Annotated in this window: 22 protein-coding genes and 5 tRNA genes; 11 read left to right on the top strand and 16 right to left on the bottom strand. The window is 61.4% G+C overall.

The features are described 5' to 3' along the window. Window positions 1-11: 11 nt before the first annotated feature. A complete protein-coding gene (locus IB262_RS20640; RefSeq protein WP_112976466.1) occupies window positions 12-479 on the top strand; it encodes a hypothetical protein in 468 nt (155 codons plus the stop codon). An 88-nt stretch (window positions 480-567) separates the two neighbouring features. Here the strand turns inward: IB262_RS20640 and trmFO are convergent, their stop codons facing one another. The 3 genes from trmFO to IB262_RS20655 form a co-directional block, all read right to left on the bottom strand. Then, window positions 568-1,986 carry a methylenetetrahydrofolate--tRNA-(uracil(54)-C(5))-methyltransferase (FADH(2)-oxidizing) TrmFO gene (gene trmFO, locus IB262_RS20645; RefSeq protein WP_112976447.1) on the bottom strand — a complete coding sequence of 473 codons (1,419 nt, stop codon included), beginning with the start codon at window positions 1,984-1,986 and terminating at the stop codon, window positions 568-570. Between the two features lie 100 nt (window positions 1,987-2,086). After that, on the bottom strand, window positions 2,087-2,230 hold the full coding sequence (locus IB262_RS36700; protein WP_064816989.1) for a DUF1127 domain-containing protein: 144 nt from the start codon (window positions 2,228-2,230) through the stop codon (window positions 2,087-2,089). Window positions 2,231-2,663: 433 nt separating this feature from the next. Further along, a complete protein-coding gene (locus IB262_RS20655; RefSeq protein ID WP_064816990.1) occupies window positions 2,664-2,807 on the bottom strand; it encodes a DUF1127 domain-containing protein in 144 nt (47 codons plus the stop codon). A gap of 933 nt (window positions 2,808-3,740) precedes the next feature. On the opposite strand from IB262_RS20655, the gene IB262_RS20660 reads away from it, so the two are divergent. The 4 genes from IB262_RS20660 (at window position 3,741) to tig (ending at window position 7,354) form a co-directional block, all read left to right on the top strand. Next, a complete protein-coding gene (locus IB262_RS20660; RefSeq protein ID WP_089044637.1) occupies window positions 3,741-4,850 on the top strand; it encodes a DUF2157 domain-containing protein in 1,110 nt (369 codons plus the stop codon). Beyond that, a complete protein-coding gene (locus tag IB262_RS20665; RefSeq protein ID WP_112976448.1) occupies window positions 4,847-5,428 on the top strand; it encodes a GDYXXLXY domain-containing protein in 582 nt (193 codons plus the stop codon). The genes IB262_RS20660 and IB262_RS20665 overlap by 4 nt, the downstream gene beginning before the upstream one ends. Window positions 5,429-5,611: 183 nt before the next feature. Next, window positions 5,612-5,696, top strand: a tRNA-Leu gene (locus IB262_RS20670). 179 nt (window positions 5,697-5,875) lie between these two features. Then, the gene (tig, locus tag IB262_RS20675; protein WP_034796594.1) at window positions 5,876-7,354 is read left to right on the top strand and encodes a trigger factor; all 1,479 of its coding nucleotides are present in this window, start codon (window positions 5,876-5,878) and stop codon (window positions 7,352-7,354) included. Window positions 7,355-7,531: 177 nt separating this feature from the next. On the opposite strand, the gene IB262_RS20680 is transcribed toward tig, so the two are convergent. Together IB262_RS20680 and sthA are read right to left on the bottom strand one after the other, a co-directional pair. Then, window positions 7,532-8,335: an endonuclease/exonuclease/phosphatase family protein gene (locus IB262_RS20680; RefSeq protein WP_112976449.1), complete on the bottom strand. Its 804-nt coding sequence runs from the start codon at window positions 8,333-8,335 to the stop codon at window positions 7,532-7,534. Window positions 8,336-8,525: 190 nt separating this feature from the next. Further along, entirely contained in the window at window positions 8,526-9,941 is a 1,416-nt protein-coding gene (gene sthA / locus IB262_RS20685; RefSeq protein WP_034796590.1) for a Si-specific NAD(P)(+) transhydrogenase, read from the bottom strand. A 257-nt stretch (window positions 9,942-10,198) separates the two neighbouring features. Here sthA and IB262_RS20690 point away from each other — a divergent pair, with 257 nt between their 5' ends. Continuing rightward, entirely contained in the window at window positions 10,199-11,188 is a 990-nt protein-coding gene (locus IB262_RS20690) for a magnesium and cobalt transport protein CorA (RefSeq protein ID WP_226020709.1), read from the top strand. 51 nt (window positions 11,189-11,239) lie between these two features. Next, window positions 11,240-12,418, top strand: a complete 1,179-nt coding sequence (locus tag IB262_RS20695; protein WP_112976450.1) for a putative zinc-binding metallopeptidase — start codon at window positions 11,240-11,242, stop codon at window positions 12,416-12,418. Between the two features lie 84 nt (window positions 12,419-12,502). Here IB262_RS20695 and radC read toward each other — a convergent pair whose 3' ends face one another. The 4 genes from radC to phaC are packed head-to-tail and all read right to left on the bottom strand — an operon-like array spanning window position 12,503 to window position 16,735. Then, window positions 12,503-13,291 (bottom strand): DNA repair protein RadC, encoded by a 789-nt coding sequence (gene radC / locus IB262_RS20700; RefSeq protein ID WP_192493745.1) that lies wholly within the window; start codon window positions 13,289-13,291, stop codon window positions 12,503-12,505. Beyond that, window positions 13,288-14,127: a type I methionyl aminopeptidase gene (map, locus tag IB262_RS20705; RefSeq protein WP_034796583.1), complete on the bottom strand. Its 840-nt coding sequence runs from the start codon at window positions 14,125-14,127 to the stop codon at window positions 13,288-13,290. Before map ends, radC begins: the two co-directional genes overlap by 4 nt. 30 nt (window positions 14,128-14,157) lie before the next feature. Next, window positions 14,158-14,877 (bottom strand): DNA/RNA nuclease SfsA, encoded by a 720-nt coding sequence (gene sfsA / locus IB262_RS20710; protein ID WP_089044641.1) that lies wholly within the window; start codon window positions 14,875-14,877, stop codon window positions 14,158-14,160. A 19-nt stretch (window positions 14,878-14,896) separates the two neighbouring features. Continuing rightward, window positions 14,897-16,735, bottom strand: a complete 1,839-nt coding sequence (gene phaC / locus IB262_RS20715; RefSeq protein ID WP_060583199.1) for a poly(3-hydroxyalkanoate) polymerase subunit PhaC — start codon at window positions 16,733-16,735, stop codon at window positions 14,897-14,899. A gap of 109 nt (window positions 16,736-16,844) precedes the next feature. Here phaC and IB262_RS20720 point away from each other — a divergent pair, with 109 nt between their 5' ends. From IB262_RS20720 to recJ, 4 genes are all read left to right on the top strand, one after another. Then, window positions 16,845-17,153, top strand: coding sequence for a hypothetical protein (locus IB262_RS20720; RefSeq protein ID WP_060583200.1), 309 nt, complete (start codon window positions 16,845-16,847; stop codon window positions 17,151-17,153). Between the two features lie 126 nt (window positions 17,154-17,279). Next, window positions 17,280-18,497 carry an LL-diaminopimelate aminotransferase gene (locus IB262_RS20725; RefSeq protein ID WP_034796568.1) on the top strand — a complete coding sequence of 406 codons (1,218 nt, stop codon included), beginning with the start codon at window positions 17,280-17,282 and terminating at the stop codon, window positions 18,495-18,497. Window positions 18,498-18,585: 88 nt separating this feature from the next. After that, window positions 18,586-19,908 carry a homoserine dehydrogenase gene (locus IB262_RS20730; protein ID WP_089044644.1) on the top strand — a complete coding sequence of 441 codons (1,323 nt, stop codon included), beginning with the start codon at window positions 18,586-18,588 and terminating at the stop codon, window positions 19,906-19,908. 233 nt (window positions 19,909-20,141) lie between these two features. Beyond that, window positions 20,142-21,944, top strand: coding sequence for a single-stranded-DNA-specific exonuclease RecJ (gene recJ, locus IB262_RS20735; protein WP_112976451.1), 1,803 nt, complete (start codon window positions 20,142-20,144; stop codon window positions 21,942-21,944). Window positions 21,945-22,031: 87 nt separating this feature from the next. Here the strand turns inward: recJ and IB262_RS20740 are convergent, their stop codons facing one another. The 7 genes from IB262_RS20740 to IB262_RS20770 form a co-directional block, all read right to left on the bottom strand. Then, a complete protein-coding gene (locus tag IB262_RS20740) occupies window positions 22,032-22,619 on the bottom strand; it encodes a hypothetical protein (protein WP_162728821.1) in 588 nt (195 codons plus the stop codon). Window positions 22,620-22,946: 327 nt separating this feature from the next. Next, a tRNA-Glu gene (locus IB262_RS20745) sits at window positions 22,947-23,021 on the bottom strand. A gap of 179 nt (window positions 23,022-23,200) precedes the next feature. Then, window positions 23,201-23,275, bottom strand: a tRNA-Glu gene (locus tag IB262_RS20750). Window positions 23,276-23,474: 199 nt separating this feature from the next. Continuing rightward, window positions 23,475-23,549 (bottom strand) — tRNA-Glu (locus tag IB262_RS20755). Between the two features lie 199 nt (window positions 23,550-23,748). Further along, window positions 23,749-23,823 (bottom strand) — tRNA-Glu (locus IB262_RS20760). A 136-nt stretch (window positions 23,824-23,959) separates the two neighbouring features. Further along, a complete protein-coding gene (locus IB262_RS20765) occupies window positions 23,960-25,303 on the bottom strand; it encodes a YcbK family protein (protein ID WP_112976453.1) in 1,344 nt (447 codons plus the stop codon). 398 nt (window positions 25,304-25,701) lie between these two features. Then, window positions 25,702-26,142, bottom strand: a complete 441-nt coding sequence (locus IB262_RS20770; protein ID WP_112976454.1) for a VOC family protein — start codon at window positions 26,140-26,142, stop codon at window positions 25,702-25,704. Between the last annotated feature and the right edge of the window lie 27 nt (window positions 26,143-26,169).

The following is a 26,169-nucleotide window of genomic DNA, read 5'->3' on the forward strand; positions in this document are numbered from 1 at the left end:
AGCGCCCGCGGATGCTTTGGTTATTGCTCATCGCCGTCATCATCTTGGTCGGCGCATTCTACATGTGGATGAACGCCCGCGCCGAGCGGGACTGGGACAATCCCGATGCCGGCTCTGCGATGGTGGAGTTCGGCCGTGCCTTTCCAGACGAGGCGATCCGGGCGCTGCACTCGACGGCGGACCGCACGGCAATCTTCCTGCGGCTGCATGACGGCAAGGCGGGCTTCATCCAGTCGCACGGCACCCACTATGTCTGCCACGTGATCCAGCCCGGAAAGGTTCGGGTCAATAGCTCCGAGACCGGCCGAGGCCTCATCGTGCATTTCCCCGATTTTGCTTATCTCGACAACGACTTCGAGTTTCAGAGCGCCGGCGAGGCGGCCGAGGTTTCGCTCTGGCTGCTCGGCAGCTTCAGTCCGAAATCGGAGTTCGAGCAGCCCGCCGCCGAGTCGCCGCATACGGCACAGGCGACCGAGTAGCTCTCACCGCGTTCTTCCATATAAGAAAAGGCCCGCTCGCATCGCTGCAGGCGGGCCTTTTGTCGTGGAACGAATGCGTGTCCGCCTGTCAGGCGGACTTGCCGAGCCAGGCGGCGCAATCGGCGAGCGCGCGCGACGCCGTCGCCTGCTTCTTGGCGACTGCCTTTTCCTTGCCACGGAAGCGCTTGACGCCTTCCGGCTTGGTGATCGCGCCCGGATCGAGTGGCGGGAACAGGCCGAAATTGACGTTCATCGGCTGGAACGAGCGCTTGCCCGGTTCATCTTCGGAAACGATGTGGCCGCCGGTGATGTGGTTGAGCAATGCGCCAAAGGCGGTGGTCGCCGGAGGGGTCGCCAAAGTCTCGCCCTTGCGTTCGGCAGCGGCGAAGCGGCCGGCGAGCAGGCCGATGCTGGCGCTTTCGACATAGCCTTCGCAGCCGGTGATCTGTCCGGCAAAGCGCAGGCCCGGCCGCGACTTCAGCGTCAGCGTTCCGTCGAGCAGTGTCGGCGAGTTGATGTAGGTGTTGCGGTGCAGGCCGCCGAGACGGGCGAATTCGGCATTCTCGAGGCCGGGAATCATGCGGAAGACTTCGGCCTGAGCGCCATACTTCAGCTTCGTCTGGAATCCGACCATGTTGTAGAGCGTGCCGAGCGCATTGTCCTGGCGCAGCTGTACGACGGCATAGGGCTTGACGGTGGGGTTATGGGCATTGGTGAGGCCCATCGGCTTCATAGGCCCGTGGCGCAGCGTCTCGCGGCCGCGTTCCGCCATCACCTCGATCGGCAGGCAGCCGTCGAAATAGGGCGTGCCTTCCCATTCCTTGAAGCCGGTCTTGTCGCCGGCGATCAACGCATCGACGAAGGCATTGTACTGCTCCTCGGTCATCGGGCAGTTGATATAGTCCTTGCCGGTTCCGCCAGGGCCGACCTTGTCGTAGCGCGACTGAAACCAGCAGATGTCCATGTCGATCGTCTCGGTATAGACGATCGGCGCGATGGCGTCGAAGAAGGCGAGCGCATCGGCGCCCGTTTCCGCGCGGATCGCTTCGGCAAGACCGGGGGCGGTCAGCGGGCCGGTCGCGATGACGGCGAGATCCCAATCTTTCGGCGGCAGACCGGTGACTTCTTCGCGCACCACCGTGATCAGCGGATGAGCGGCGATCGCCGCGCTGACCGCGTCGGAGAAGCCGTCACGGTCGACCGCAAGCGCACCGCCCGCAGGCACCTGGTTGGCGTCGGCGGATTTCATGATCAGCGAGCCGGCAAGGCGCATTTCCGCATGCAGCACGCCAACCGCGTTGCTGGTCGCGTCATCCGAGCGGAAGGAATTGGAACAGACGAGTTCGGCAAGGCCGTCGGTCTTGTGCGCGTCAGTGCCGCGCACGCCGCGCATCTCATGCAGGATGACCGGTACGCCGGCTTCGGCGATCTGCCAGGCGGCTTCCGATCCGGCAAGGCCGCCGCCGATGACGTGGATGGGGGAGTGGGAAGAAGTGTCTTTGCTCATGGCCGGCTTCCTATCACGGCTCGGCCTTTCGTTCCAACGCCTATAAACGAAAACGGCGCCCTGAAGGCGCCGTCTTGGAAGTCCTGGTCGTTCGTTCCGATTAACGGAAGGAACGGGCCGCAATGTTGCGGATGTCGTAACGGGTGATGCCGATGTCATTGAGAGCGTGGTTCGACAGGTTGCCGAGCTCGCTGACGGTGCGGCGGTAGTTGATCCAGCTTTTTGCGATACGAATCGGGTTCATGGTCATTTCCTCAAAATCAGGTTGTCGCGACAGCCATCTGTCTGCGTCGTTGAGGTTCTTATACGCTTGTCTAATTAGAAGGTGGAGTGCAAAGAAAATGCAGCTGCTATGCATTTGTGCAGTGCATCGCCGCATAGATGGGCACCGCTTCAAAAGGCGGCATCGATTAATGATTGATTAAAAGCTTAATTGCCCGTTGATAAGCGATTGTTTTCAAAGGGACTTACAAGCCGATGCTGAGCAAGAACGCAGCGTCTGTCGATAGACGCGGTTCGGCCGCATGGGCAGTCGCAGATGGCGAAGCATCCGGTGCCTCTCGCAAGTGCGAAGGCGTCACCTGGATCGTACTCGCTGCGACAAAAGAAAACGCCCCCCGGAATGAACCGGAGGGCGTCTTACTTGGAGATCGGTTGCGCTTGACGCGCAGTCTGAATTACTTGATCGCCTGGCGGGCAACGTACGGGATGTCGCCACGGCCGATGCCGAGGTCAGACAGTTCGCGGTCGGTCATACGGCCGAGTTCGTTGCAGGTCTGACGATACTTGCGCCAATTGTTGAAAGAACGTGCGAGGTTCATGATCCTATCCTTTCTAGGGTCGTGTGCCAGCGCTCATCTCTCTTGCTGGCCGTCATCTGATGCTCTGAAATATAATCTTTTTGAGCAGAAGTTACAGAGACAATGCTGCATCGCACCCATGCAGGCCGTGCAAGCCTCTACGCGATGGCGTGTTCGCGGCTGGCGCCTAAAACGCGCGGCGCAATCGAGTTGTCGTGGCTGGAAAGCTGCCCGAAATGTGAGGGCCAAAAACAAACAACGCCCGCTGGGGGAGGAGATCCAGCGAGCGTCGCTTTGTTCTGATCGGCAACCGGGAGGAGGAGTGTCGCCGATCCAAATCGAGGGGCGCTGGGAGGAGGAGTGCGCCGCCCCGATCGATGAGTTGAAGATAGTACGCAGGCGGGTGGAAGGGTAGCGCTGTTCCAGAATGGCACCTATGCATACAGTGCATGGCGTGGGGCCAGCGCAGCGAAATTATGCACGAATATTGTGCAGGTGCGCAGGCGCAGGCTTCTTTGTGGAGAGGAGGGCTGAAAAGAATAACGCCCGCTGGGGGAGGAGGTCCAGCGAGCGTCATTAGGGGTGATTGGCAACTGGGAGGAGGAGTGTTGCCAATCTGATCGGAAGAGCGCTGGGAGGAGGAGTGCGCTCGTCCGAATTCCGTCGGTTTTACCCGGGCCTTTCTCAGCAAACTGAGGCGGCTGGCCATTTCCGCTGGCGACCGTCTGGCTTCATGCCTTCGTTCGCCTTTGATGATTTGAATATAGGACCTTTAAATCGATTTGTGCAGTGCAATATCTGCATGGAAGATATGCGCATTGCGCAAGCCGTTCGTTCGTCCTCATCGGTTTGGTGCGCAGTCGCGAGTGAGCGATTGTGTTTCCGCGCCGATACGTGATTAGTTGGGAGCTGAACCGGACCATTTCAAGCATCGGATTCTAGGCTGGGGGCAGGATGTACCGCGCGCGTCTCGAACGAGACTTCAAGCACTGGATGGACAAGGGGCTGCTGCAGGAGAATGCAGCACGCGCAATGCTGGCCGAATATGACGGTCGCGAGTCCACTTTCCGGGCAGGGCGGGTCCTGCTCATTCTCGCCGCACTCCTGTTGTCCGCCTCAATCCTGCTGCTTGTCGCCGCCAACTGGGAGGCGCTGCCACGCCTTGCGCGGGTGGCCGGCATCGTCGCTCTGGTCTGGGGCTTTCATTTCGCCGCTGCCTGGCTGACCCAGACCGGCCGCACGACGCTTGCCGCAGCGGCCCTCGTTCTGGGGGTGGCCGCCTTTGGGGGCGGCATCGCGCTGATCGGGCAGATGTATCACCTGTCGGGTGACGCGGCCGATGCCGCGCTGCTGTGGTTTGCCGGCGCCGTCCTCTCTGCCCTGGCATTTCGCTCAGCAGCAATGACCGCAGTTGCGGGTGGGCTTGCCTGGTTCTATTTCGGAACGGTGCTGCAGGACAATGGGTTCGGCGCCACGCCGGACTGGCGCGTGTGGTCCGTTCCGGCGCTCGCGGTGATCGTCGTTCTGCTGGTGCGCTTCACGGCCGCCGACCGGGCCCGTCATCTCGCCTATCTGCTGGTCCTGTCGTGGCTGGCCTGGCTTTACCTCGACAACGCGTCGCTTGCCTTTGCAGGTGGCCTTGCGGCGTTCGGCCTCGTGGCCTTTCTGGCGGCGACGCTGCCAGGCTCGCCGCTTCGCGCCCTGGCGGTCGATGCCGGTTCGGCACCCGCTTTCTATTCTTTCGCGCTCGCCTTGCTCGGTTTTACCGCTCTTCAATTTGAAGCCGTCGGAGTGACAACGGAGGTCGCAACCGGGGCGGGCACGCTGCTGGTGGCCCTCCTCGGGATCGCGCTTGCCGGGGCGCAGAACGGCGCCGTGCGCTATCTCGGCTACGTCGCCTTTGCCGGTGAGCTTCTCTATCTCGCCTTCGAAACCCTCGGCTCCATGCTCGGCACCTCCGGTTTCTTCCTGATCTCCGGATTGGTGGTTGCCGGCATCGCCTGGCTCGTCATCCGCATCGAGGGGCACTTGGCAAATGCGCGCGGGACGGAGGCGCCACGATGATCACCGCAAAGACCCGTTGGTTGAACCCATTGCTGGCGGCCCTGCTGGTTGCGGGCGTACAAACGGCGGCACTTGGCTATATGATCGAGAGCAGGGCCTCGATCCTCAGAAGCGGCCGTGACGTGCTGTTGAAGACCGTGCCTGTCGATCCCCGCGATCTGCTTCGGGGCGACTACGTGATCTTGAGCTACGACATTTCAAGGCTCCAGCCGGAATTGTTCAAGGGCGATACGTCGAAGCAGTCGGAAGAGGCTAAGGTCTACGTTCGGCTGGAAAGGCAGCTTGACGGCTTCTGGGTGGCGACCGAAGCGTCCTTCGCGCCGCTTAGCCCTGCCGGCGACAGCGTCGTCCTTCGCTCTCTGCCATTTGCCTACTATCCCTCGTCTGCGCTCTCGTCCGTCAATGTAGAATACGGGATCGAGCGTTTCTATGTGCCGGAAGGCGAGGGACGGACGCTGGAGGAGGCGCGCAACGCCGAGGCGCTCTCCGTCAATATCCGCGTGGACGCCAAGGGAAAGGCCCAGATCCGCGAGATCGCGGTCAATGGCAGCCCGGTCTATGAGGAGCCTCTCTATTGAGGCACGCCGTGCCAACCCGCTTGGTCGTGGAATTCCCGCATTTTCCCTTTGATCCCGCGAAAACGAGTGATATAGAGACGCCGCGCTCGGGAAAGCCCTGAACTTTCAGCATGCCCATTCTATCCGCGGTATTCCGCTGGTTGGTCTTGCGGGAATACGGTCAGGCGGTGCGATTGTCTGAACGCGGGTATGGTGAAATTGGTAGACACGCCAGATTTAGGTTCTGGTGCCGTAAGGCGTGGGAGTTCAAGTCTCTCTACCCGCACCAGATCAGCGATCGCACCCAAAGTCCGGATTCTGCGAGGATGAGGGGGGCTGGAGTGCCATTTTGCTTGCAAAACGGTTGCAGAACTGCGTAAAGCCACTCCCGGCAAATGGATCGGCTCACGTGCTCGCCAGACCTTTCGAAGGGGAAGAGCACAGTCAACGTGAAATGAAGGTTTGAACATGCAGGTTATCGAAACGCTCGCTCAAGGGCTGAAGCGCGAACTCAAGGTCGTTATCCCGGCCAAGGACATGGAAGCTCGGATGAACGAGCGTCTGGCCGAAGTGAAGGACCGTGTGAAGATCAACGGCTTCCGTCCCGGCAAGGTGCCGGTTGCGCATCTGAAGAAGGTCTACGGCAAGTCGATCATGGCTGACCTGGTCAACGAGATCGTTCGCGACAAGCCGACCGAGATCCTGTCGGGCCGTGGCGAAAAGTCGGCCACCCAGCCGGAAATCGCGATGACCGAGGACGAGGCCGAAGCCGACAAGATCCTCAACGCTCAGGCCGACCTCGAGTTCACCGTTGCCTACGAAATCATCCCGGCGATCGAACTCAAGGACGTCAGCGGCATCAAGGTGACCCGCGAAGTCGTCGAGATCGCTGAAGACGAAGTCAACGAGCAGATCCTGAAGATCGCCGAAAGCGCCCGCAGCTACGAATCGAAGAAGGGCAAGGCCGCCAACGGCGACCGCGTCACCATCGATTACCTCGGCAAGGTCGACGGCGTCGCCTTCGACGGCGGCAAGGACGAGGACGCTGAGCTGGTTCTCGGTTCCAACCGTTTCATCCCGGGCTTCGAAGAGCAGCTCGTTGGCCTGAAGGCTGGCGACGAGAAGGTCATCACCGTGACTTTCCCGGCTGAATACCCGGCTGCAAACCTTGCTGGCAAGGAAGCCACCTTCGACATCACCGTCAAGGACGTGGCTGGCGCCCAGGACATCGAAATCAACGACGAACTGGCCACCAAGCTCGGCCTCGAATCGGCTGACAAGCTGAAGGAAATCGTCCGCGGCCAGATCGAAAGCCAGTATGGCAACCTGACCCGTCAGAAGGTCAAGCGTCAGATCCTCGACCAGCTCGACGAACTCTACCAGTTCGAAACGCCGGAGCGCCTCGTCGAGGCCGAATTCGAAAACATCTGGCGCCAGATCAACACCGACCTGCAGCAGGCCGGCAAGACCTTCGCTGACGAAGAAACCACCGAAGAAGAAGCCCGCGCTGAATACCGCAAGCTCGCTGAGCGTCGCGTTCGCCTCGGCCTCGTTCTCTCGGAAATCGGTGAAAAGGCCGGCGTTCAGGTCAGCGACGACGAACTGCAGCGTTCGCTGTTCGAACAGCTCCGCCAGTTCCCGGGCCAGGAGAAGCAGATCCTCGACTACTTCAAGAACACCCCCGGCGCTGCTGCTTCGCTGCGCGCTCCGCTGTTCGAAGAAAAGGTCGTCGACCACCTGCTCGGCGAAATCTCGGTAACCGACAAGACGGTTTCCAAGGAAGAGCTGACGGCTGACGACGAAGAGACTGAAGGCAAGGCTGCCAAGAAGGCTCCGGCCAAGAAGAAGGCCGCTGCCAAGGCTGAAGCCACGGAAGGCGAAGAAGCCGCTGCTCCGAAGAAGAAGGCTCCGGCCAAGAAGAAGGCCGCTGACGACAGCGCCGAGTAATCGGATCGAAGCCTTAGGAATCGAAAGGCCCTGCCGCTTGCGGCAGGGCCTTTTTCGTTGCGGGAGGCGAGCTCTTCGTCCAGCGCTGGCCGAGAGCATGCTGCTTTCAGCGACACACGGAAGTGTCAGCTGATTGAGCCAGAGCCGACTTCGTGGCTCAGTGAAACCCGCGGCGCGCTAAGCGATGTCGAGGAGGAGGGCGCGATGGTCGGAGACTTCGGGCTCTGCGACGACATCGAAGCGAGCGACGCTGACTGCACCGTTCGCCAGCATGTAATCGGCAAAGCGGCCGCTCTTTAGATAGTGCGACGTGCGCGTGTCCGTGTGGCCGCGGGAAACGACGAGGTCGACGAGCCCCAACTGGCCGAGCGTCTGAAACGTTTGGCTGTCTGGGAGCACATTGAAATCACCGCACACGACAAGCCGCTCGTCTCCGGGCCAGACCTGGTGGACGAGACCTACCAGCGCCTCCGCCTGCGCGCGGCGTGCCGGACTGTCGTGCTTACCACCGACCTCCCGCAGGCCGTGCATCTGTGCGATGGTGATGGGAGTGCCGGCGTCGTGATCGAACAGGCGAATGCAATGGGCGTTGCGCGCACGCGGATGCGGCCCCCAGCTGTCGGGCGAAAAACGGCCATGCACGAAACCGAGGGCCTGGCCGATGACGGAATAGCCCCGCCGAACGAATGTTGCCAGACCGAATTCCGATGCCACGGGCGTGTCTCCAGCAAAGAGCGTACCTCGCGCGGTCGGGCAGAAGAATCCATCATGTCCCGGTAGTACGGCGGCGATCTCGTCGAAGAGGTTGGCGCGTTGCGGCAGTTCCACATCCGCATCGCGATAGCTCAGCCATTCGGTCTCGGTCGTCGGTGATCGCGCGATCTCCTGCAGGCACAGGACATCGGCGTCGACATCGGCGAGATATTTCATCAAGGGCGAATGGAGCTTGCCGCCCCAGGCATTGAGCGAAAGGATGCGCATGGTGTTCGGCTCTCTTGATCGGGAGAGGTGAAGCTAGCCGATTCGCCGGCGTCCTGCGCATTTCAGATGCGGTCTGTGGGATGGCAAACCCGGAGAGATCGGTTCGGCAACGCGGAACCAAAATCGTTGCCCTCTAGGCACGTGGCCGCCGCCGTCAGCGTTGACGGCGGTCAGCTCTGTCGCTGGATGCTTACGCTTTCGGCGCTTCCTGCTTGATCTCGCCCATACGGTTCCAGGCGTCGAGGCCGGCGATCTTGTAGGCCTCGGCCAGCGTCGGGTAGTTGAAGGTGTTTTCGACGAAGTACTCGACCGTGCCCTTGAGGTTCAGCACGGCCTGGCCGATATGCACTAGTTCTGTCGCGCCTTCGCCGATGATATGCACGCCGAGCAGGCGGCGGGTCTTCAGCGAGAAGATCATCTTCAACAGGCCGGAATCGAGCCCCATGATGTGGCCGCGCGAGGTCTCGCGGAAGCGGGCGATGCCGCATTCGTAGGGGATGCCGCGTTCCTTGACCTCTTCTTCCGAGAGACCGCAGGTGGAGATCTCAGGCACGGCGTAGATGCCGTAGGGGAAGTATTTCTGCGGCTCCATCGCGATCGCGCCGATGGCGACCCGGGCGGCGATGCGCCCCTGTTCCATCGAGGTTGAGGCGAGGCTCGGGAAGCCGACGACGTCGCCGGCGGCATAGATGTTGGGCACGGAGGTCTGGAACGTCTCGGGATTGACCTTGAGGCGCCCTCGGTTGTCGGCTTCGAGCCCGGCTGCGGGCAGGTTCAGCGTATCGGTGGCGCCCATGCGGCCCGCGGCAAAGAGCACCATGTCGGTTGTGATCTTGCGGCCGTTGTCGAGCGTCAGCAGCACCTTACCATCGTCGAGCCGCTCCACCGTGTCGGCCTTCTGCCCGAGGTGCAGCTTCATGTTGCGGTCACGCAACTGGTAGATGAAGTCTTCGACGATTTCCTTGTCGATGAAATCGAGCATCGTCGTCTTCGGATCGATAACCGTCACCTGGGTGTCGAGCGCGCTGAAGATCGTCGCGTATTCGATGCCGACGACGCCGGCGCCGATCACCACCATGGAGCGCGGCAGGGTCTCGATATCGAGCAGTTCATCGCTGTCGAGCACAGTCTTGCCGTCGAACGGCATGTAATCCGGGCGGAAGGGCTTGGTACCGACGGCAAGCATGATGCTGGTGCCGGACACGAGCATGGTCTCGCCGTCGTCCTTGACGACTTCGAGCGTGGTCGGATTGACGAAGCTGGCTTTCCCGCGCATCTGCTGCACGCGGTTGCGCGCGAACTGATGTTCGAGAACCTCGACTTCATGATTGAGGGTGATGATCAGCCGCTGCCGGAGGTCATCGGCGCTTATCTCCTGCTTGACGCGATAGGAGCGCCCGTAAAAGCCGCGCTCGCGCCAGCCCGAAAGATTGAGCGCCGTTTCGCGCAGCGTCTTGGAGGGAATCGTACCGGTGTGAACCGAAACGCCGCCAACGCGTTTTCCCTGTTCGATGACGAGGACCTTCTTGCCGAGCTTGGCTGCCTGGATGGCGCCGCGGCGGCCGGCAGGTCCGCTTCCGACAACGATGAGATCGAACTGGTTCATAGGCGTTTCCGTTAGAAGGTGGAATCGTTGTGCGTTGCGAAAACTCTCGCTCGCAAGCCTCTATACCGTCAATGGCACGGTTTGATGAAGTGGTTTTCATAGCCGAAACAGTCGGATGAGAATATATAAGGGAGTGCGCGTATGCTTGGCTTCGTTACGACATGCGGAGCCCGTCGGTGTCGTATTTGCCTGGGAGGCTGACGATGGGATTGGAGCTGACGAACAGGGCTTTGCCACAGTCTGGCGCTGAGGGCGTCATGCCGCATTCGCAGCCGCAGCCGGGCGTCGTAGCGGCCGCGGTCTACGAGAACGGCGTGCGCGTCCGCGATATCCGCATCGAGGACGCAGGCAAGTGGCGCGATCGCCCGGGCACAGTGATCTGGATCGGCCTGCATGAGCCCGATGCCGAACTCTTGCGGCAGATCCAGCAGGAATTCGATCTGCATGACCTGGCGATCGAGGACGCCTGCAAGGCGCACCAGCGGCCGAAACTGGAGATCTATGGCGACTCGATCTTCGTCGTCGCCCGCACCGCGCATATGGTTGGCGACGAGATCGCCTTCGGCGAGACGCATCTGTTCGTTGGGCGCGGTTACGTCATCTCGGTCCGGCACGGCGCGTCGACCTCCTACATGGCCGTGCGCCAACGCTGCGAAGCATCTCCTGCAGCCTTGGCCCACGGCGAAAACTACATCCTCTATTCGATCCTCGATTTCATCGTCGACAACTACATGCCGGTGATCGAGGCGATCCACGAAGAGGTCGAGGAACTGGAAGACCGGCTGCTGCGCGAGCGGCTGGTCAAGGGCGACATCGAACGCCTCTATCTGCTGCGGCGCAATCTCTTGCGCCTGCGAAACGCGGTCGTGCCGCTGGTCGACGTCTGCCGACGGCATGAGCACATCGATCTACCGGGCATGGATGCAGCACTGCAGCCGCTCTTCCGCGACGTTACGGACCACGTGCGCCGCGTTCAGGAGGATATCGACGCTTTGCGTGAGGTTCTTGCCTTCACCTTCGAGGCGAGCCTGATGGTCGGTCAATCCGAGCAGACGGAAATCTCGCGCAAGCTCGCGTCCTGGGCCGCGATCCTCGCGGTGCCAACGGCGATCGCCGGCATTTACGGCATGAACTTCGACGACATGCCGGAACTGAAGTTCCGCTACGGCTACTTCGTCGTCCTGGCAGTGATCATCGGTCTTTGCGGCACGCTCTACCGGTTCTTCCGCCGCGCGAAATGGCTTTAGGCCGGAGCACTGACCGGCAGACCTTACCAATTCCCGAACTCGGAGGATGTGGTGGCAACCCTTCTGCAAACGCTCGGCGACCTGATCGGTACGAACTGGAAACACCGCGACGTACCCAAGCGGTACTCGCGCACCTTTGTGTGTCGCTGCGGCAGTCACGTGTTTTTCGGCAACATGTTTTGTAACAGCTGCCAGGCGCCACTCGGATATCTGCCAGGTGAAGATGCGCTGCTGCCGCTCGACCCCGGCCCACAGCCAGGTATCTGGGCCGCAGGCGAGGAACGGCCGTTGCTGAAGTATTGCGGCAACCGTGACACGCCGGCGCAGTGCAACTGGATGCTGATGGCCAGCGAACCGGGGGAACTTTGCATCGCCTGCCGGCTGAACCGGACAATTCCGAATCTCGATCGCGAGGACAATGCCCGCTACTGGGGTCTGCTTGAGGTGGCGAAGCGACGGCTCGTGTCGCAGTTGCTGGCACTCGGCTTGCCCGTGAAGTCCAAGGTCGACGAGGACGAGAAACACGGTCTGATGTTCGATTTCCTGCGTTCGCCATCGAGCGGGCCGCGCGTGCTGACCGGGCACGCCGACGGTTTGATTACGGTCAACATCGAGGAGGCGGATTCGGTCCAGCGCGAGAAGATGCGGCTCGAATTCTACGAGCCCTATCGAACGCTGCTGGGCCATCTTCGACACGAGGTCGGTCACTACTACTGGAACCGGCTCGTTTTCAACGGACCCTGGCTGGAGCCGTTTCGCACGCTGTTCGGCGATGAGCGCGCCGATTACGCGGCGGCATTGAAGGCGAACTATGAGAATGGCGCACCCCCAGACTGGGCCGATCGGTACATCAGTTCCTATGCTTCCACACATCCCTGGGAAGACTGGGCCGAAACTTGGGCGCATTACCTGCATATGATCGATAGCCTGGGCACGGCACTCGGCTTTGGGCTTGATGCAGAGGATCTTGAAGCGATTGTCGAGCCATTCGAGCGCGACGCCTTGTATGCGCCCGACGACGCCGGCGCCGACGGGCTTCTGTCGCTATTGAACTCCTGGATCGAAATGACGATGGTGCTTAACGAGTTGGCGCGCAGCATGGGCCAGCCGGACTTCTACCCCTTCGTAATGTCGAAACCGTCAGTGGCGAAACTGCAGTTCGTGCATATGGTCATCGAGGCTTCACGCTCGGCGGGGACGGAGTCTGTCGAAGCCGGCTTTTTGGGGTAAACGCCTTCGCCACTGTTTGCGGCCGGGCGGCGTCACCACCGGGCTGCTACCTCCGCCGCGCGAAACGGCTGGGTGCCAGTGCGCTCAGAACAGCCGCAGCCCTTTCAGGCTCACGTGGCCGTCCTTGCCGATGATGATGTGATCGTGCACGGCAATGCCGAGAGGCTTGGCCGTCTCGACGATCAGCTTCGTCATGTCGATATCGGCGCGCGACGGGGTCGGATCGCCGGATGGATGGTTGTGCACCAGGATGATCGCGGTGGCCGAGAGTTCCAGCGCGCGCTTGACCACTTCACGCGGGTAGACCGGCGTGTGGTCGATCGTACCTTTCTGCTGCACCTCGTCGGCAATCAGCGTGTTGCGCTTGTCGAGGAACAGGATGCGGAACTGTTCCTTCGTCTCGTAGGCCATCGCCGCGTGGCAATAGTCGATGACGGCGCTCCAGGACGAGAGAAGCTGCTTCTGGCGAAGTTCGCTCTTCAGCGTGCGGTGACCAATTGTGGAGATCAACTTGAGGTCGAGGGCGACGGCCTCGCCGATACCGCTCACCTCCTGCAACAGCGCGATCGGGGCGCCGAAGACACCGGCGAGCGTGCCGAAGCGCGCGAGCAGAGCCTTGGCGATCGGCTTGGTATCCTTGCGTGGGATCAGCCGAAACAGCAACATTTCCAGGATTTCGTAGTCGGTGAGTGCGGCATCGCCGCTTTCGCGGTAGCGCGCCCTGAGGCGATCGCGATGACCGTGATAGTGCGCCTCGGGTGCCGGCGCCTTCTTGGCGGCCGGCGAGTTATCTAACTGCAATTGCGGAAAAAACGTCCTCTCGTCCGCCGATGGCACAAAGTCGCCGTCAGGGGAGATCGAGCGTTTCGTCATGCGGCGCCGAGCGTGCTGACGCCGGGCTTGAACAGGCCGGCGGGCGAAAGCGTGAAGATCTCGCAGCCATCGGCGGTGACCCCGACCGTGTGCTCGTATTGCGCCGACAGCGACCGGTCGCGGGTCACGGCGGTCCAGCCGTCCGAGAGCACCTTCACATGCGGGCGACCGAGATTGATCATCGGCTCGATGGTGAAGATCATGCCCTCGCGCAGTTCCGGGCCTTCATTGGCGCGGCCGTAGTGCAGGATGTTCGGCGCGTCGTGGAAGAGCTTGCCGACGCCGTGGCCGCAGAAATCGCGCACGACGGAGCAGCGCTCCGCTTCGGCATAGACCTGGATCGCTTCACCGATAGCGCCGGTGCGGGCGCCGGGGCGCACGGCGGCAATGCCGCGCATCAGGCTCTCGTGGGTGACGTCGAGCAGTCGCTCGGCCGCACGCTTGATCTCGCCGACCGGATACATCCGGCTCGAATCGCCATGCCAGCCATCGACGACGTAGGTGACGTCGATGTTGACGATATCGCCCTCGCGCAGCGGCTTGTCGTTCGGGATGCCGTGGCAGACGACGTGGTTGATCGAGGTGCAGGACGATTTCGTGTAGCCGCGATAGTTGAGCGTCGCCGGCAGCGCGCCATTGTCCATACCGAACTCGAAGACGAACCGGTCGATCTCGTCGGTGGTGACGCCAGGCTGTACCCGCGAGACGAGCTCGTCCAGACAACGCGCAGTCACCTGGCAGGCCTTTCGCATGCCCTCGAAACCTTCCGGTCCATAGAGCCGGATTACGCCGGTGTTCTTGTAGGGCGCAGACCCTGCCTCGATGTAAGTCACCATTCCAAAGCTTTCAGTTGTTCCAGTCGGATTTCATAGAGCAGCGAGGGCCGCTTCGTCCACTGTCATCAATCCGGTTGGGCGGATTTGCGTTGGCGAAACTCGACATTTGACCGCATAGGCCTCAACGCCACGTGACATCGCGCGGTCGAATGCGCGCGCATAGGCGGGATCGAACTCGCGGCAGATCCTCAACCGGTCACAATCGTCGCGCTGCACGAGATAGATCATCACCGCGCGGTGACCGGCCTCAACCATATCACCGAGTTCGTCGAGATGTTTCGCCCCCCGCGTTGTCGGACTGTCAGGGAATTCGGAAAGACCGGGCGAGCGGCTGAAATGCACGTTCTTGACCTCGACATAGGCACGGCCGCGCTCGGGATCGCTGAGGAGAATGTCGATGCGCGAGTTGCGTCCGTATTTCTGCTCGCGTGCACTATGCTCATAGGTATGCAGGTCGGAAACGAGCCCCAGCCGGATGGCTTCTTCCGCAAGCCGGTTGGGCAGGCCGGTATTGATGCCGACCATCGTTCCGTCGGCTTCAACGATTTCCAGCATGTGGCGGTACTTCCGCGTCGGGCTGTCGTGTTCCGACATCCAGATGCGTGAACCGGGTGTCGTCAGCCCGCGCATCGACCCCGTGTTGGGGCAGGATCCGGTCATGGCCGTGCCATCAGGCAACAGGGCGTCGAAGAGAAAGCGCTTGTAGCGCTGCACAAGGGTTGCGGTCGTCAGCGGAGGATCGAAGATCAAGGCAGGTCCTGCGAATGATTCAGGCGCGAGCGCGTACGTAGGAGCCCGGCGCTTCCTCGAGCGAGTTCAGCGGACCGCCCGGCTTGCGGGGCGCAACGCGTCGCTTGTCGAGTTTCTCGATCCATTGGTGCCAATGCGGCCACCAGGATCCCGGTGTTTCCTTGGCGGCCTTGAACCAATCGTCGAAGTCACCCTTGGGCGCGCCTCCGGTCCAGAACTGATACTTGCCCTTGTCCGGCGGATTGACGACGCCGGCAATGTGGCCCGAACCCGAGAGAACATAGGTGACCTTGCCGCCGAACGAAGCGCTGCCGAGAAATACAGAGCGCGGCGGGGCGATGTGGTCTTCCTTGGTCGCGAGATTGTAGATCGGGATCTTCACGTCGCCGAGCGATACCTGCTTGCCGGCAAGAACCATCTCGCCCTTCGAAAGCTTGTTATCGAGGTAGCAGTTGCGCAGATAGAAGGAATGGTTGGCGGCCGGCATCCGCGTCGAATCGGAGTTCCAGTAGAGCAGGTCGAAGGGCAGGGGTTCCTGGCCCTTGAGGTAGTTGTTGACGAAGTAGGGCCAGATCAGCTCCGAGGCGCGCAGCATGTTGAAGGCGGTAGCCATCTTCGAGCCGTCGAGATAGCCGGTCACGCTCATGTTCTGTTCGATCTGGCTTATCTGGTCCTCGTCAACGAAGACCTTGAGGTCGCCAGCGTGAGTGAAATCGACCTGCGTCGTGAACAGTGTCGCCGAGCGGATGCGGTCGTCGCCCTCGGCCGCATGCAATGCGAGCGTCGCGGCAAGCAGGGTGCCGCCGACGCAATAGCCGATGGCGTTGACTTCCCGCTCACCGGTGGCCTGCTCGACGATATCGAGCGCAAAGCCGATGCCTTCGCGGGCATAGGCTTCCCAGTCCTTGGTCGCGTGCCGTTCGTCCGGGTTCACCCAGGAGATGACGAAGACCGTGTGTCCCTGATCGACCGCCCATTTGATGAAGGATTTCTGCGGGTTGAGATCGAGCACGTAGAATTTGTTGATCCAGGGCGGGCAGATCAGCAACGGCCGCTTCAGCACGGTTTCCGTCGTCGCCTCATATTGCAGCACCTGGCAGACGTCGCTCTGGGCAATGACCTTGCCCGGCGTCATCGCGATATTCTCGCCGATTGCAAACTTGCTGGTGTCCGTCTGTCGGAGCTTGAGGTCGCCGCGGCCGGCGGCGATGTCCTCGGCAAACATCTGCATGCCTTTGACCAGATTGGCGCCGCTTGAGGCAACCGTCTCGCGGTAGAGCTGCGGATTGGTGGTGACGAAGTTGGTCGGAGACAGCGCGCTCGAAACCTGGCGAACGTAGAAAGCAGCCTTGTGTTTCGTGTGGTCGTCGAGCCCCTCGGCGTCTTCGACCATGCGCTCGGCCCAGTCCGACGTTACGAAATAGGCCTGGCGAATGAAGTCGAAGAACGGGTTCTTTACCCAATCCTCGTCGGTAAATCTCTTGTCGTTGCGCTGGAGGGCGGCCGGCTCCGCCGTCTCTTCGCCGGACATGCGGTGCAGCGTGCGCGACCAGATCTCGAAGAAGCTGCCCATCAGGTGAGTCTGCGCTTCGAGCGTGCGGCGCGGATCGGAAAGCCAGTACTCCGAGACCTTGGACAGCGTCTTGACCATGTCGGTGACGGGTTCAGCGAAGGTATCGGACTTCTGGCCCGATTCCCGCGGCGCCAGCCAGGCGGAAGCCGCTTTGCCAAGCTGTTCCATGGCGCGGGCGAGGTTGACTGCGAGGCTTTCCGGATCCTTGACGATATAAGGTTCGACGGATTTGGGATCGAAGCCTGCGTAGCCGTCCTTGCCTTCCGCATTCCTCTCTGCTGTCACCCGGCGTCCTCCACAGCATCTTGTTTGTTTTGTATTTTTACATTCTGCCCGAAAATGATTACAAGGGCTAGCGCATCGTCGCGCCATCAAAATAGAGGTCGTCTCCAGTATGCTTGCCGTCGGAAAACAGCGTTCCATCACCTGGGTTGCCGGGATCGTTCTGCTAGGCACGCTTGCAGGCTGCAACAGCCAGGGGACCAACTTCGAGAACTATCCGTCGGTTTACGGCCAGAAGCCGGCCGCAACGTCGCAGATGACCAACGATGAAGCGGCAAGCATGCAGGCGCGCCTGAGCTCTCTCGGCGCTGCACGCAAGTCCGGCGCGATCTCCGAAGCCGAGTATCAGCGTCGCCTGAAAGAAATGCGCGCGCTGGCCGAACAGCACGGCGCCGACACGCTGAAAGAGATCCAGAATTAGCGCTTGCCTTTCCGGTGATTTGGACGCAAAGCGTTCAATGGCCGCATGGACGGCCGTTCACCACAGCGCACGGTTTCGCAAAGGCTTGAGCCGCTGGCGGGAGCGTGCGCCAAACGAGGTTTGGAGATGGAAGAGTTTCACAAAGTCCGGCGTTTGCCGCCCTATGTTTTCGAACAGGTCAACCGTTTGAAAGCAAGCGCGCGAGCGGCCGGTGCTGACATCATCGACCTCGGCATGGGCAATCCGGATCTACCCACACCACAGTCGATTGTCGACAAGCTCTGCGAGGCCGTTCAGGACCCGCGCACGCATCGTTATTCGTCGTCGAAGGGCATTCCCGGGCTGCGTCGTGCCCAGGCCGCCTACTACGCCCGCCGCTTCGGCGTCAAGCTCAACCCGGATACCCAGGTCGTCGCTACCCTTGGCTCCAAGGAAGGCTTCGCCAACATGGCGCAGGCGATCACCGCACCTGGCGACGTCATTCTGTGCCCGAACCCCACCTATCCGATCCACGCCTTCGGCTTCCTGATGGCCGGCGGCGTCATCCGCTCGATCTCGGTCGAGCCGGACGAAACCTTCTTCGGGCCGCTGGAACGCGCCGTTCGCCATTCAATCCCCAAGCCACTGGCGCTGATCCTCAACTATCCGTCGAACCCGACGGCGCAGGTCGCGACGCTCGACTTCTATAAGGACGTGATCGCCTTTGCGAAAAAGCACGACATCATCGTGCTGTCCGATCTCGCCTATTCGGAAATCTACTTCAACGACGCGCCGCCGCCGTCGGTGCTGGAAGTTCCGGGCGCGATCGACTGCACAGTCGAGTTCACGTCGATGTCGAAGACCTTCTCGATGCCGGGCTGGCGCATGGGCTTTGCCGTCGGCAACGAGCGGCTGATCGCAGCCCTGACACGCGTGAAATCCTACCTCGACTATGGCGCCTTCACGCCGATCCAGGTGGCCGCCACCCAGGCGCTGAACGGCGACGGCAGCGACATCGCCGAAGTGCGCAACATCTACAAGCGCCGCCGCGACGTGATGGTCGACAGCTTCGGCAAGGCCGGCTTCGAAGTACCGCCGCCGGCAGCGACGATGTTTGCCTGGGCAAAGATCCCGGAGAAGTTCCGTCATCTGGGCTCGCTCGAATTCTCGAAGCTCCTCGTCGAGAAGGCGGACGTCGCGGTCGCTCCGGGCATCGGCTTCGGCGAACAGGGCGACGACTATGTGCGCCTCGCTCTCGTCGAGAACGAGCACCGCATCCGCCAGGCGGCGCGCAACATCAAGAAGTTCCTGTCGACCGCCGACGAGACGATGCACAACGTCATCTCGCTCAACGCTCACAGGTAAGAAGTCGGGAGGCGTGCTTGACGCGCGCCTCCTTCCACACTGGCCCCGCTGTTCTCGCGGCGCGCCCTCTACATGTTAGGAAATGGCTATGGCAGATGCCCTCAAAATCGGCATTGCGGGCTTGGGTACCGTCGGTGCCTCGCTCGTGCGAATCCTCCAGGATCGTCACGAGATGCTTGCGACAACGTGCGGACGGGCAATCGAGACCACGGCCGTAACGGCGCGCGACCGCAACAGGGACCGCGGCGTCGATCTTTCGACGACCGCCTGGTTCGACGATGCCATTTCGCTTGCGCGTGACGCCGATATCGACGTTTTCGTCGAACTGATGGGCGGTGCCGGCGATCCGGCCTATTCGGCCGTCAAGGCGGCGCTGCAGCGCGGCATTCATGTGGTGACCGCCAACAAGGCGCTGCTGGCTGCCCATGGCATCGAACTTGCCAAGATCGCCGAGGAGAAGGGCGCGCTGCTCAACTACGAAGCGGCTGTTGCCGGCGGGATCCCCGTCATCAAGGCGCTACGCGAATCCATGACCGGCAATACGATCTCGCGCGTTTATGGGATCATGAACGGCACCTGCAACTACATCCTGACGAAGATGGAGAAGGAACAGCTTTCCTTCGAAGCCTGCCTTAAGGAGGCGCAGCGCCTCGGCTATGCCGAAGCCGATCCGGCCTTCGACATTGAGGGCAACGACACGGCGCACAAGCTGTCGATCCTGACGAGCCTTGCATTCGGCACGGCGATCGCTGCCGACGACATCTACCTCGAAGGCATCACCAATATCTCGATCGACGACATTCATGCAGCCGCCGATCTCGGTTACCGCATCAAGCTCCTCGGTGTCGCCCAGCGCACCGAAAGCGGCATCGAGCAGCGCGTCCACCCGACGATGGTGCCTTACGATTCCGTCATCGCCCAGGTCGATGGCGTGACCAATGCCGTTGCGATCGAATCCGACATTCTCGGCGAGCTCCTGATGGTTGGCCCGGGTGCCGGCGGCAACGCGACGGCGTCGGCCGTGCTCGGCGATATCGCCGACATTGCCAAGAGCCGCCCGGGCGCCCAGCACGTTCCGGCCTTCGGCCGTCCGACCAATGCGCTGCTGCCCTATAAGCGCGCGCAGATCCAGAGCCACGAGGGCGGCTACTTCATCCGCCTGAAGGTCGTTGACCGCACCGGCGTCTTCGCCAGCATCGCGACCCGCATGGCCGACAACGGCATCTCGCTGGAATCGATCATGCAGCATTCCAAGCATCTGATGGACACGGGCGAGCCGCAGACGATCATCTTGGTCACGCACGCGACATCGGAGCACTCCGTTCGCGATGCGATCAAGGCGATCAAGGGCGAGGGCTACCTCGTCGGCGAGCCGCAGGTCATTCGCATCGAACGCCCGAAGGCAAACTGACGGCGAAGGACCTCGGGCCGTTCGGCATGACGGTGCGCAGTGCCGTTTGTGGCCAACAAATTAGAAGCCTCGCCGCGCAAGCAAGCCGGCGAGGCTTCTTTTTTGGGAATTGGGCGCCTGCGGCGGCCCAACCCCCTACGAAACGTGGATCTCTGTGTATGCCGTTCCAAAAACGGTCACGATTTCCAGGGTTATGCGCTAAGAGGAATGAAGCGCCAAGCGGATGGACGAGCATGGAAGAATTGGTGGATCCGGTACAGCGGGCCTTTCTGAATGTCGAGCAGTCGATCAGCGGCCAGCGATGGGTGTCGCGTCTCGACCAGGCGGGCCAGAACCGGGCGCTCGCCATCAGTCAGGTCCATGGCTACTCCGACCTGCTCGGTCGCGTCCTTGCCGGCCGAGGCGTCGTGCTCGACGATGCCGCAAGCTTCCTTGATCCGACGCTTCGCTCGCTTATGCCGGACCCGGACACGCTTACCGATTGCCGCAAGGCTGCAGAGCGTCTGGCGGCCGCCATCAAGCGCCGTGAAAAGACGGTGATCTTCGGTGACTATGACGTCGACGGTGCCGCGTCTTCGGCTTTGATGGCGCGTTTCCTGCGCCATTTCGGCGTCGACGCGGAAATCTACATTCCCGATCGGATCTTCGAGGGCTATGGCCCGAACCCGACGGCAATCGAGCAGCTGATCGACAAGGGCGCCGATCTCATCGTCACCGTCGACTGCGGCTCGACCAGCCATGAGGCGCTCGCCGTTGCCGATAAACGCGGCGTCGATGTCGTCGTCATCGACCACCATCAGGTCGGCTCGGCGCTGCCGCCCTGCCATGCGCTCGTCAATCCCAATCGGGAGGACGATCTTTCGGGGCAGGGGCATCTTTGTGCTGCCGGTGTCGTTTATCTGGTTCTCGTCAATACCTTGCGCGTTTTGCGCAACGCCGGCGACAGCCGCGTTTCTTCGTTCGACCTGCTGTCCCAGCTCGATCTGGTGGCTCTGGCGACGGTCTGTGACGTGGTGCCGCTCAAAGGGCTCAACCGCGCCTATGTCGTCAAGGGACTGATCGCGGCGCGTCACATGGGCAATGTCGGGCTTTCGGCACTGCTGCGGAAAGCTGCGATCGGCGGCCCGGTCACGCCCTATCACCTGGGCTTTCTCGTCGGCCCGAGAATCAATGCCGGCGGACGCATTGGCGATGCTGCGCTCGGCAGCCGCCTGCTGGCGATGGAGGATGCGGCCGAGGCAGAGAAGATCGCCGCGCAGCTCGATGAGCTCAATCGCGAGCGGCAGGCGATGGAAGCCATCATGCTGGCCGAGGCGGAGGCTGAGGTTCTGGCCGAATACGGCACGGGCGAGGGCGCTTCGGTGATCGTTACCGCGCGCGAAAACTGGCACCCGGGCATCGTCGGACTGCTCGCCGCCCGCATCAAGGAAAAATTCCGCCGACCGACTTTTGCCATCGCCTTCGACCCGAACGGCCGCGGCACCGGCTCCGGCCGCTCGATCAACGGCTTCGACATGGGCAAGATGGTTCGGGCCGCCGTCGATGGTGGCCTGCTGGTAAAGGGCGGTGGCCATGCCATGGCTGCCGGTCTCACCGTCGAGCGCGCGAAACTCGGCAAGCTCAGGCAGTTTTTCGAGGGACGTGCGGAAGCGGCGGTGCGCGAACTCGTCGCCATTCAGACGCTCAAGGTCGACGGCGCGCTTGCAGCCTCCGGCGCGACCCTGGAACTCATCGATCTCCTGGAGCAGGCCGGCCCCTACGGCTCGGCCCACCCGCAGCCGGTCTTCGCCTTCCCGCAGCATCGCTTGCGCGACAGCAGGCAGGTCGGCGCCAACCACGTCAAGGTGACGCTGGAGGGGCAGGACGGCAGCCGCCTTGACGGTATTGCTTTCCGGGCGACCGAGACACCGCTCGGCGACTTCCTGCTGTCGAGCCGCGGAACATCCATCCACGTCGCGGGATCGGTGTCCGCCGATCTGTGGCAGGGCCAGCGACGGGTACAGCTGCGCGTCACGGACGCGGCAAAGGCGCTGTAGCACCCGTCGCGAAGTGTGCTGACAGATATTTCGCTGGGCCGTGTTATGGCTGACCGTACCGCACACGCTTCAAAACATCTCGAGGATTCACAGCGAGGATGGTGTTGAAGAACGTCGTTTCGACGATGGTGTCGCCATCGGCTTGCAGGCGAAAATGCACGCTCTTGTTGCGCCACAGTTCGTTGAGTCGATCATCGCGATAACTCTTTCGACCTCGTCGGGCGTCTTTTCGTCCAGCCTGACAAGGGTAGGATAAAGGGGGGCGCAACTTGCACCGCCGTCGCGAACAAGTTCTCCTTGTCGATCAAAGAGATAGCTGAGGCGTGCGAACTCTCCCTTGTGCGAGCCGCGATGGGCGCTGCCCCACATGGCACTTAGGTACTGAACCACAGCGCTCAAAGATCCGAGATCATTGAACGGTCGCAAGGCTTCAACATTGTAAACCACGGAGTAGAGGCGACTGCCGCTGAGTGGTGAATTCAGTGTGAGCGAGTAGGTTCGACGAAGACCTTGTTGTTGGTCCGGTCGGGTAATGTGTATTCGCTGCAGATAGGGTGCTTTGGCAGAAGCTGGGAGCTTCGGGTCTTTGCGATTGTTCAGTCTTCGCGTCGTTTCGGAGCGTTTCCAGCCTTTGAAATCCCGCGCAAGCAAAGCTTCCAGCTCTTCGATAGGCACCCCCAGTTTGAATACCGGACTCGGTACCAAGTCTGCAGGCGTCAGTGGCTGCGCGCCAGAAATCACGTTGGAACGAGCGGCCGCAGGCGATCCGGGATAGGCGAAATTATGATTGCGGCGAGCCCCGCAGCAATGACGCGAAACAAAAATATTCCCCTGTTTCGAAAGATTGTTGGTGCCGTCGCCTACTTGTGACCGACTCGGGGTGGCTAGGGCGCTGCAGGACCTTACAAATCCGCGGTTGCCGGTCAAATGGCACGAGGGACTAGGTGCAAGCGTAGCCGTCCACGCGTTCGCCGCCGTCGGGAGAATTTTCCGAGCCGGCCTTGGCACGCCCAACGGGACTCGAACCCGTGTTACCGCCGTGAGAGGGCGGCGTCCTGACCGCTAGACGATGGGCGCCTTTAGGCTCGCTTCGCGCTGACAATTGCGGCGCATGCCGCATACTAAGCCTTTTCCGCGAAATCGACGATAGGCTTTCTCTGACGCCGGGTAGGGCGCTTGAAACGGGACCGTTCGGTCACGCGCCCAAACTGGCGGTGTTGATAAAGCTTGGAATGTCGGGGAGAAGATCAACACAGTGGCACGCCCTAGGGGAGTCGAACCCCTCTTCCCAGAATGAAAATCTGGTGTCCTAACCGATAGACGAAGGGCGCACTTGCTGTGTGGGCGCCTTATAGCCAGCGACTCTGAATAGAGCAAGCGCCAATCTCAGGAATGTTGTGATTTTCCTGTTCAAAATACCAGGAAAGATTCATGGCGGCACGAGGCGGAAATTTAGGTGTCGAAACGCGCGGTAAATCGCTGTTCCAACAACAGAAAATCGATTTTCATTTGGGGAAGAGATCAACACAGTGGCACGCCCTAGGGGAGTCGAACCCCTCTTCCCAGAATGAAAATCTGGTGTCCTAACCGATAGACGAAGGGCGCACTCGCTGTGTGGGCGCCTTATAGCCAGCGACTCTGGATACCGCAAGCGCCAATCTCAGTTTTTTTGTGCTTTCCCTGTTAAAATCGGTGAGAAAAATTCGGCGGCCGAAGAGCAGGAATCGGAAATGCGTGCGACGCAGCGAGTTGCTGCTTCAGATGCTGAAAACGTCGATTTTTCGGGAGAAGGAGATCAACACAGTGGCACGCCCTAGGGGAGTCGAACCCCTCTTCCCAGAATGAAAATCTGGTGTCCTAACCGATAGACGAAGGGCGCACTCGCTGTGTGGGCGCCTTATAGCCAGAGGATTTCAGAACCGCAAGCGGCAATTTTCATATTTCTGTAAAAATTCCACAGGCCGGAAACAATGGAGGGTTCTCGTCGAATCCTCCATGGAAACAAATGCTTGCCTTCAGCCCTTGGCGCGCCGGCAGCGCCAGTTCCAGTCCCGCTGTGCGCCGATATCGATATGGACCGACTCCGTGTGGCAATAGGTGCCGACGCCGCCGCGGCCGGGGACGCTGCGCAGGAATTCGGCGAGATCCCACTTGCTGACGCCCTGAACCTGAATGTCAGCCGCCTCGCAGCGTGTATGCAGCGATTGCTTGGCGCGGTTGACCTTGATCGGCCTGAGGCCCGAGGTCACCATGACCTGCTTGCCGTAATGCGTTTCCACCTTCTTCAGCATCTGCATGAGCTCGGGCTTGAAACAGCCGGCATCGACTTTCTCGGTCTGCAGAATGAGCCCGCTCGGCGCCAGTCGAGCGAGCCCCGAGAGCGAGGCGACCTGAACCGGTGCGCCGTCGTCGTCATCGCCGAGGTGCTCTTCGTGCTCGTAGTTGTAGAGCGAGTTCAGTTTGACGCCCGGAAGCGTGTAGGCGAGGGAGGCCGTTTGCGGCTGGCTCGCGTTGCTGGTGGTAATCGTCTTCTTTTCCGCCGGCGGAGCGGAGCGAAGTGCCGCCTGCTGCGGCTTCTCCTTGCGCTTGCCGGCAAAAAGGGCCGCGAGCGTCCAGGTTTTGGACGTGTCCTTGTTATCGTCTGCCGGCGTGGCTTCTGGTGCTGCCTGCTGCGCGGCGGCGACCTCGGTCGCTGCTGGTGTGGCGTCGGCATTGGCCACCGCCTGTGGCGTTGACGAGGTCTGGCCGTTGGCGGCAGCCTCGGCGCTCAGCGGCACCGGAACGGCAACAGGAAGGGTGGCGTCCTGCGCGGGAGAGGGAGCATAGGCGGCGACAGCGGCGTCCGTCACGACGTCGGTGGCCGTGTTGGCGGCCCCCTGCTGCGGCGCTATTACCGGCAGCGGCTGTCGCTGGGTGCCGCTGAAAAGACTGTTGTTGGTTGCGTTCATGCCGGGCTGGCCGGCGGGGAGCGGAACAGTTCCCGTCGTCTGCGGCTGGACGGTCGTCGTTGCCTGTGCGGCAGGCGCCTGGCCATAGATGCTTGAGGAGGCGGCGCGCAGGCCGGTGCCCTGCATCGTCAGCGATTGCGGCTGTCCGCCGTCGTGGGGAACTGTGGCATTGCCGGCTGCCTGTTGCGCCTGCGGATTGCTGCCGAGCGCGACCACCTGTCCATCCTGGACTGTGGCCTCCGATTCGGCGGTTTGCACAGGGGCTGCCTGCCCCTCGGCCTTCAGCGCGGTCGCGGCATCGTTTTCCCCGACCGCCGACATGCAGCCGCTCAAGGCCAGCAGCGATACGGATAAGGCTGCCGCCCGCGCAATGGTGACGAGCACCGCGCCCTTCGTGTCCGGATGTTGCAACGTCCTATCCCCGCTCTCCGTGCATGACCGACGAAGCCTCGCCTTGTCATGCATTAAGTCTCAGTTCCGAAACATCGCTCAGAACAAACAAACTCATGCTTCTCGCGGCGATCGGAATGAGCGCCACGGGAAAAGATCAGGCCAAGTACAAAAGGGGGTCGCCGCCACGAGATATCGCGGATAGGACCCGGCATCAACGTTTCGCGCGAAAAAGTACTCAACGATACGCGATTTGTAAACCGGCGCTAACCTTGAGCCCGCATGTTTCCAACATGCAAAGGCCCGGATAGACCGGGCCCTGGATCATTCATAGCTGCTGCTGATCGACGGCTCGGCCGTGCCCGCCGGATTTCACCGACAGCACGGGGCCATCTTCGTTCGCGAGAATTGTGCGGAGCTTACCAGACGCCCGTATTGGCCATCGACGCCCAAGGTTCCTGCGGCGGCCGGTTTTCGCCTTTCTGCAGGATCTCGATCGAAATGCCGTCGGGAGAGCGCACGAACGCCATGTGGCCGTCGCGCGGCGGCCGGTTGATGGTCACGCCGTTCTCCATCAGATGCTGGCAGAAACCGTAGATGTCGTCGACTTCGTAGGCGAGGTGCCCGAAGTTACGCCCGCCCGTATAATCTTCCGTATCCCAGTTGTAGGTGAGCTCGAGGCAGGGAGAGAGTTCGCCGCGGGCGCGATCGATGTCGCCGAGAGCGGCCAGAAACACCAGCGTGAACCGGCCCTTTTCATTTTCGTAGCGGCGGATCTCCGTCAGGCCGAAAATCTTGCCGTAGAAGTTCAAGGCCTCGTCCAGATTCTTGACGCGAACCATCGTGTGCAGATAGCGCATTGCAATGTCCCTGTTTTGCAGAAGATG

It is taken from the genome of Ensifer sp. ENS02 (assembly GCF_014851885.1).
GTDB classification, from domain to species: Bacteria; Pseudomonadota; Alphaproteobacteria; order Rhizobiales; family Rhizobiaceae; genus Ensifer; species Ensifer adhaerens.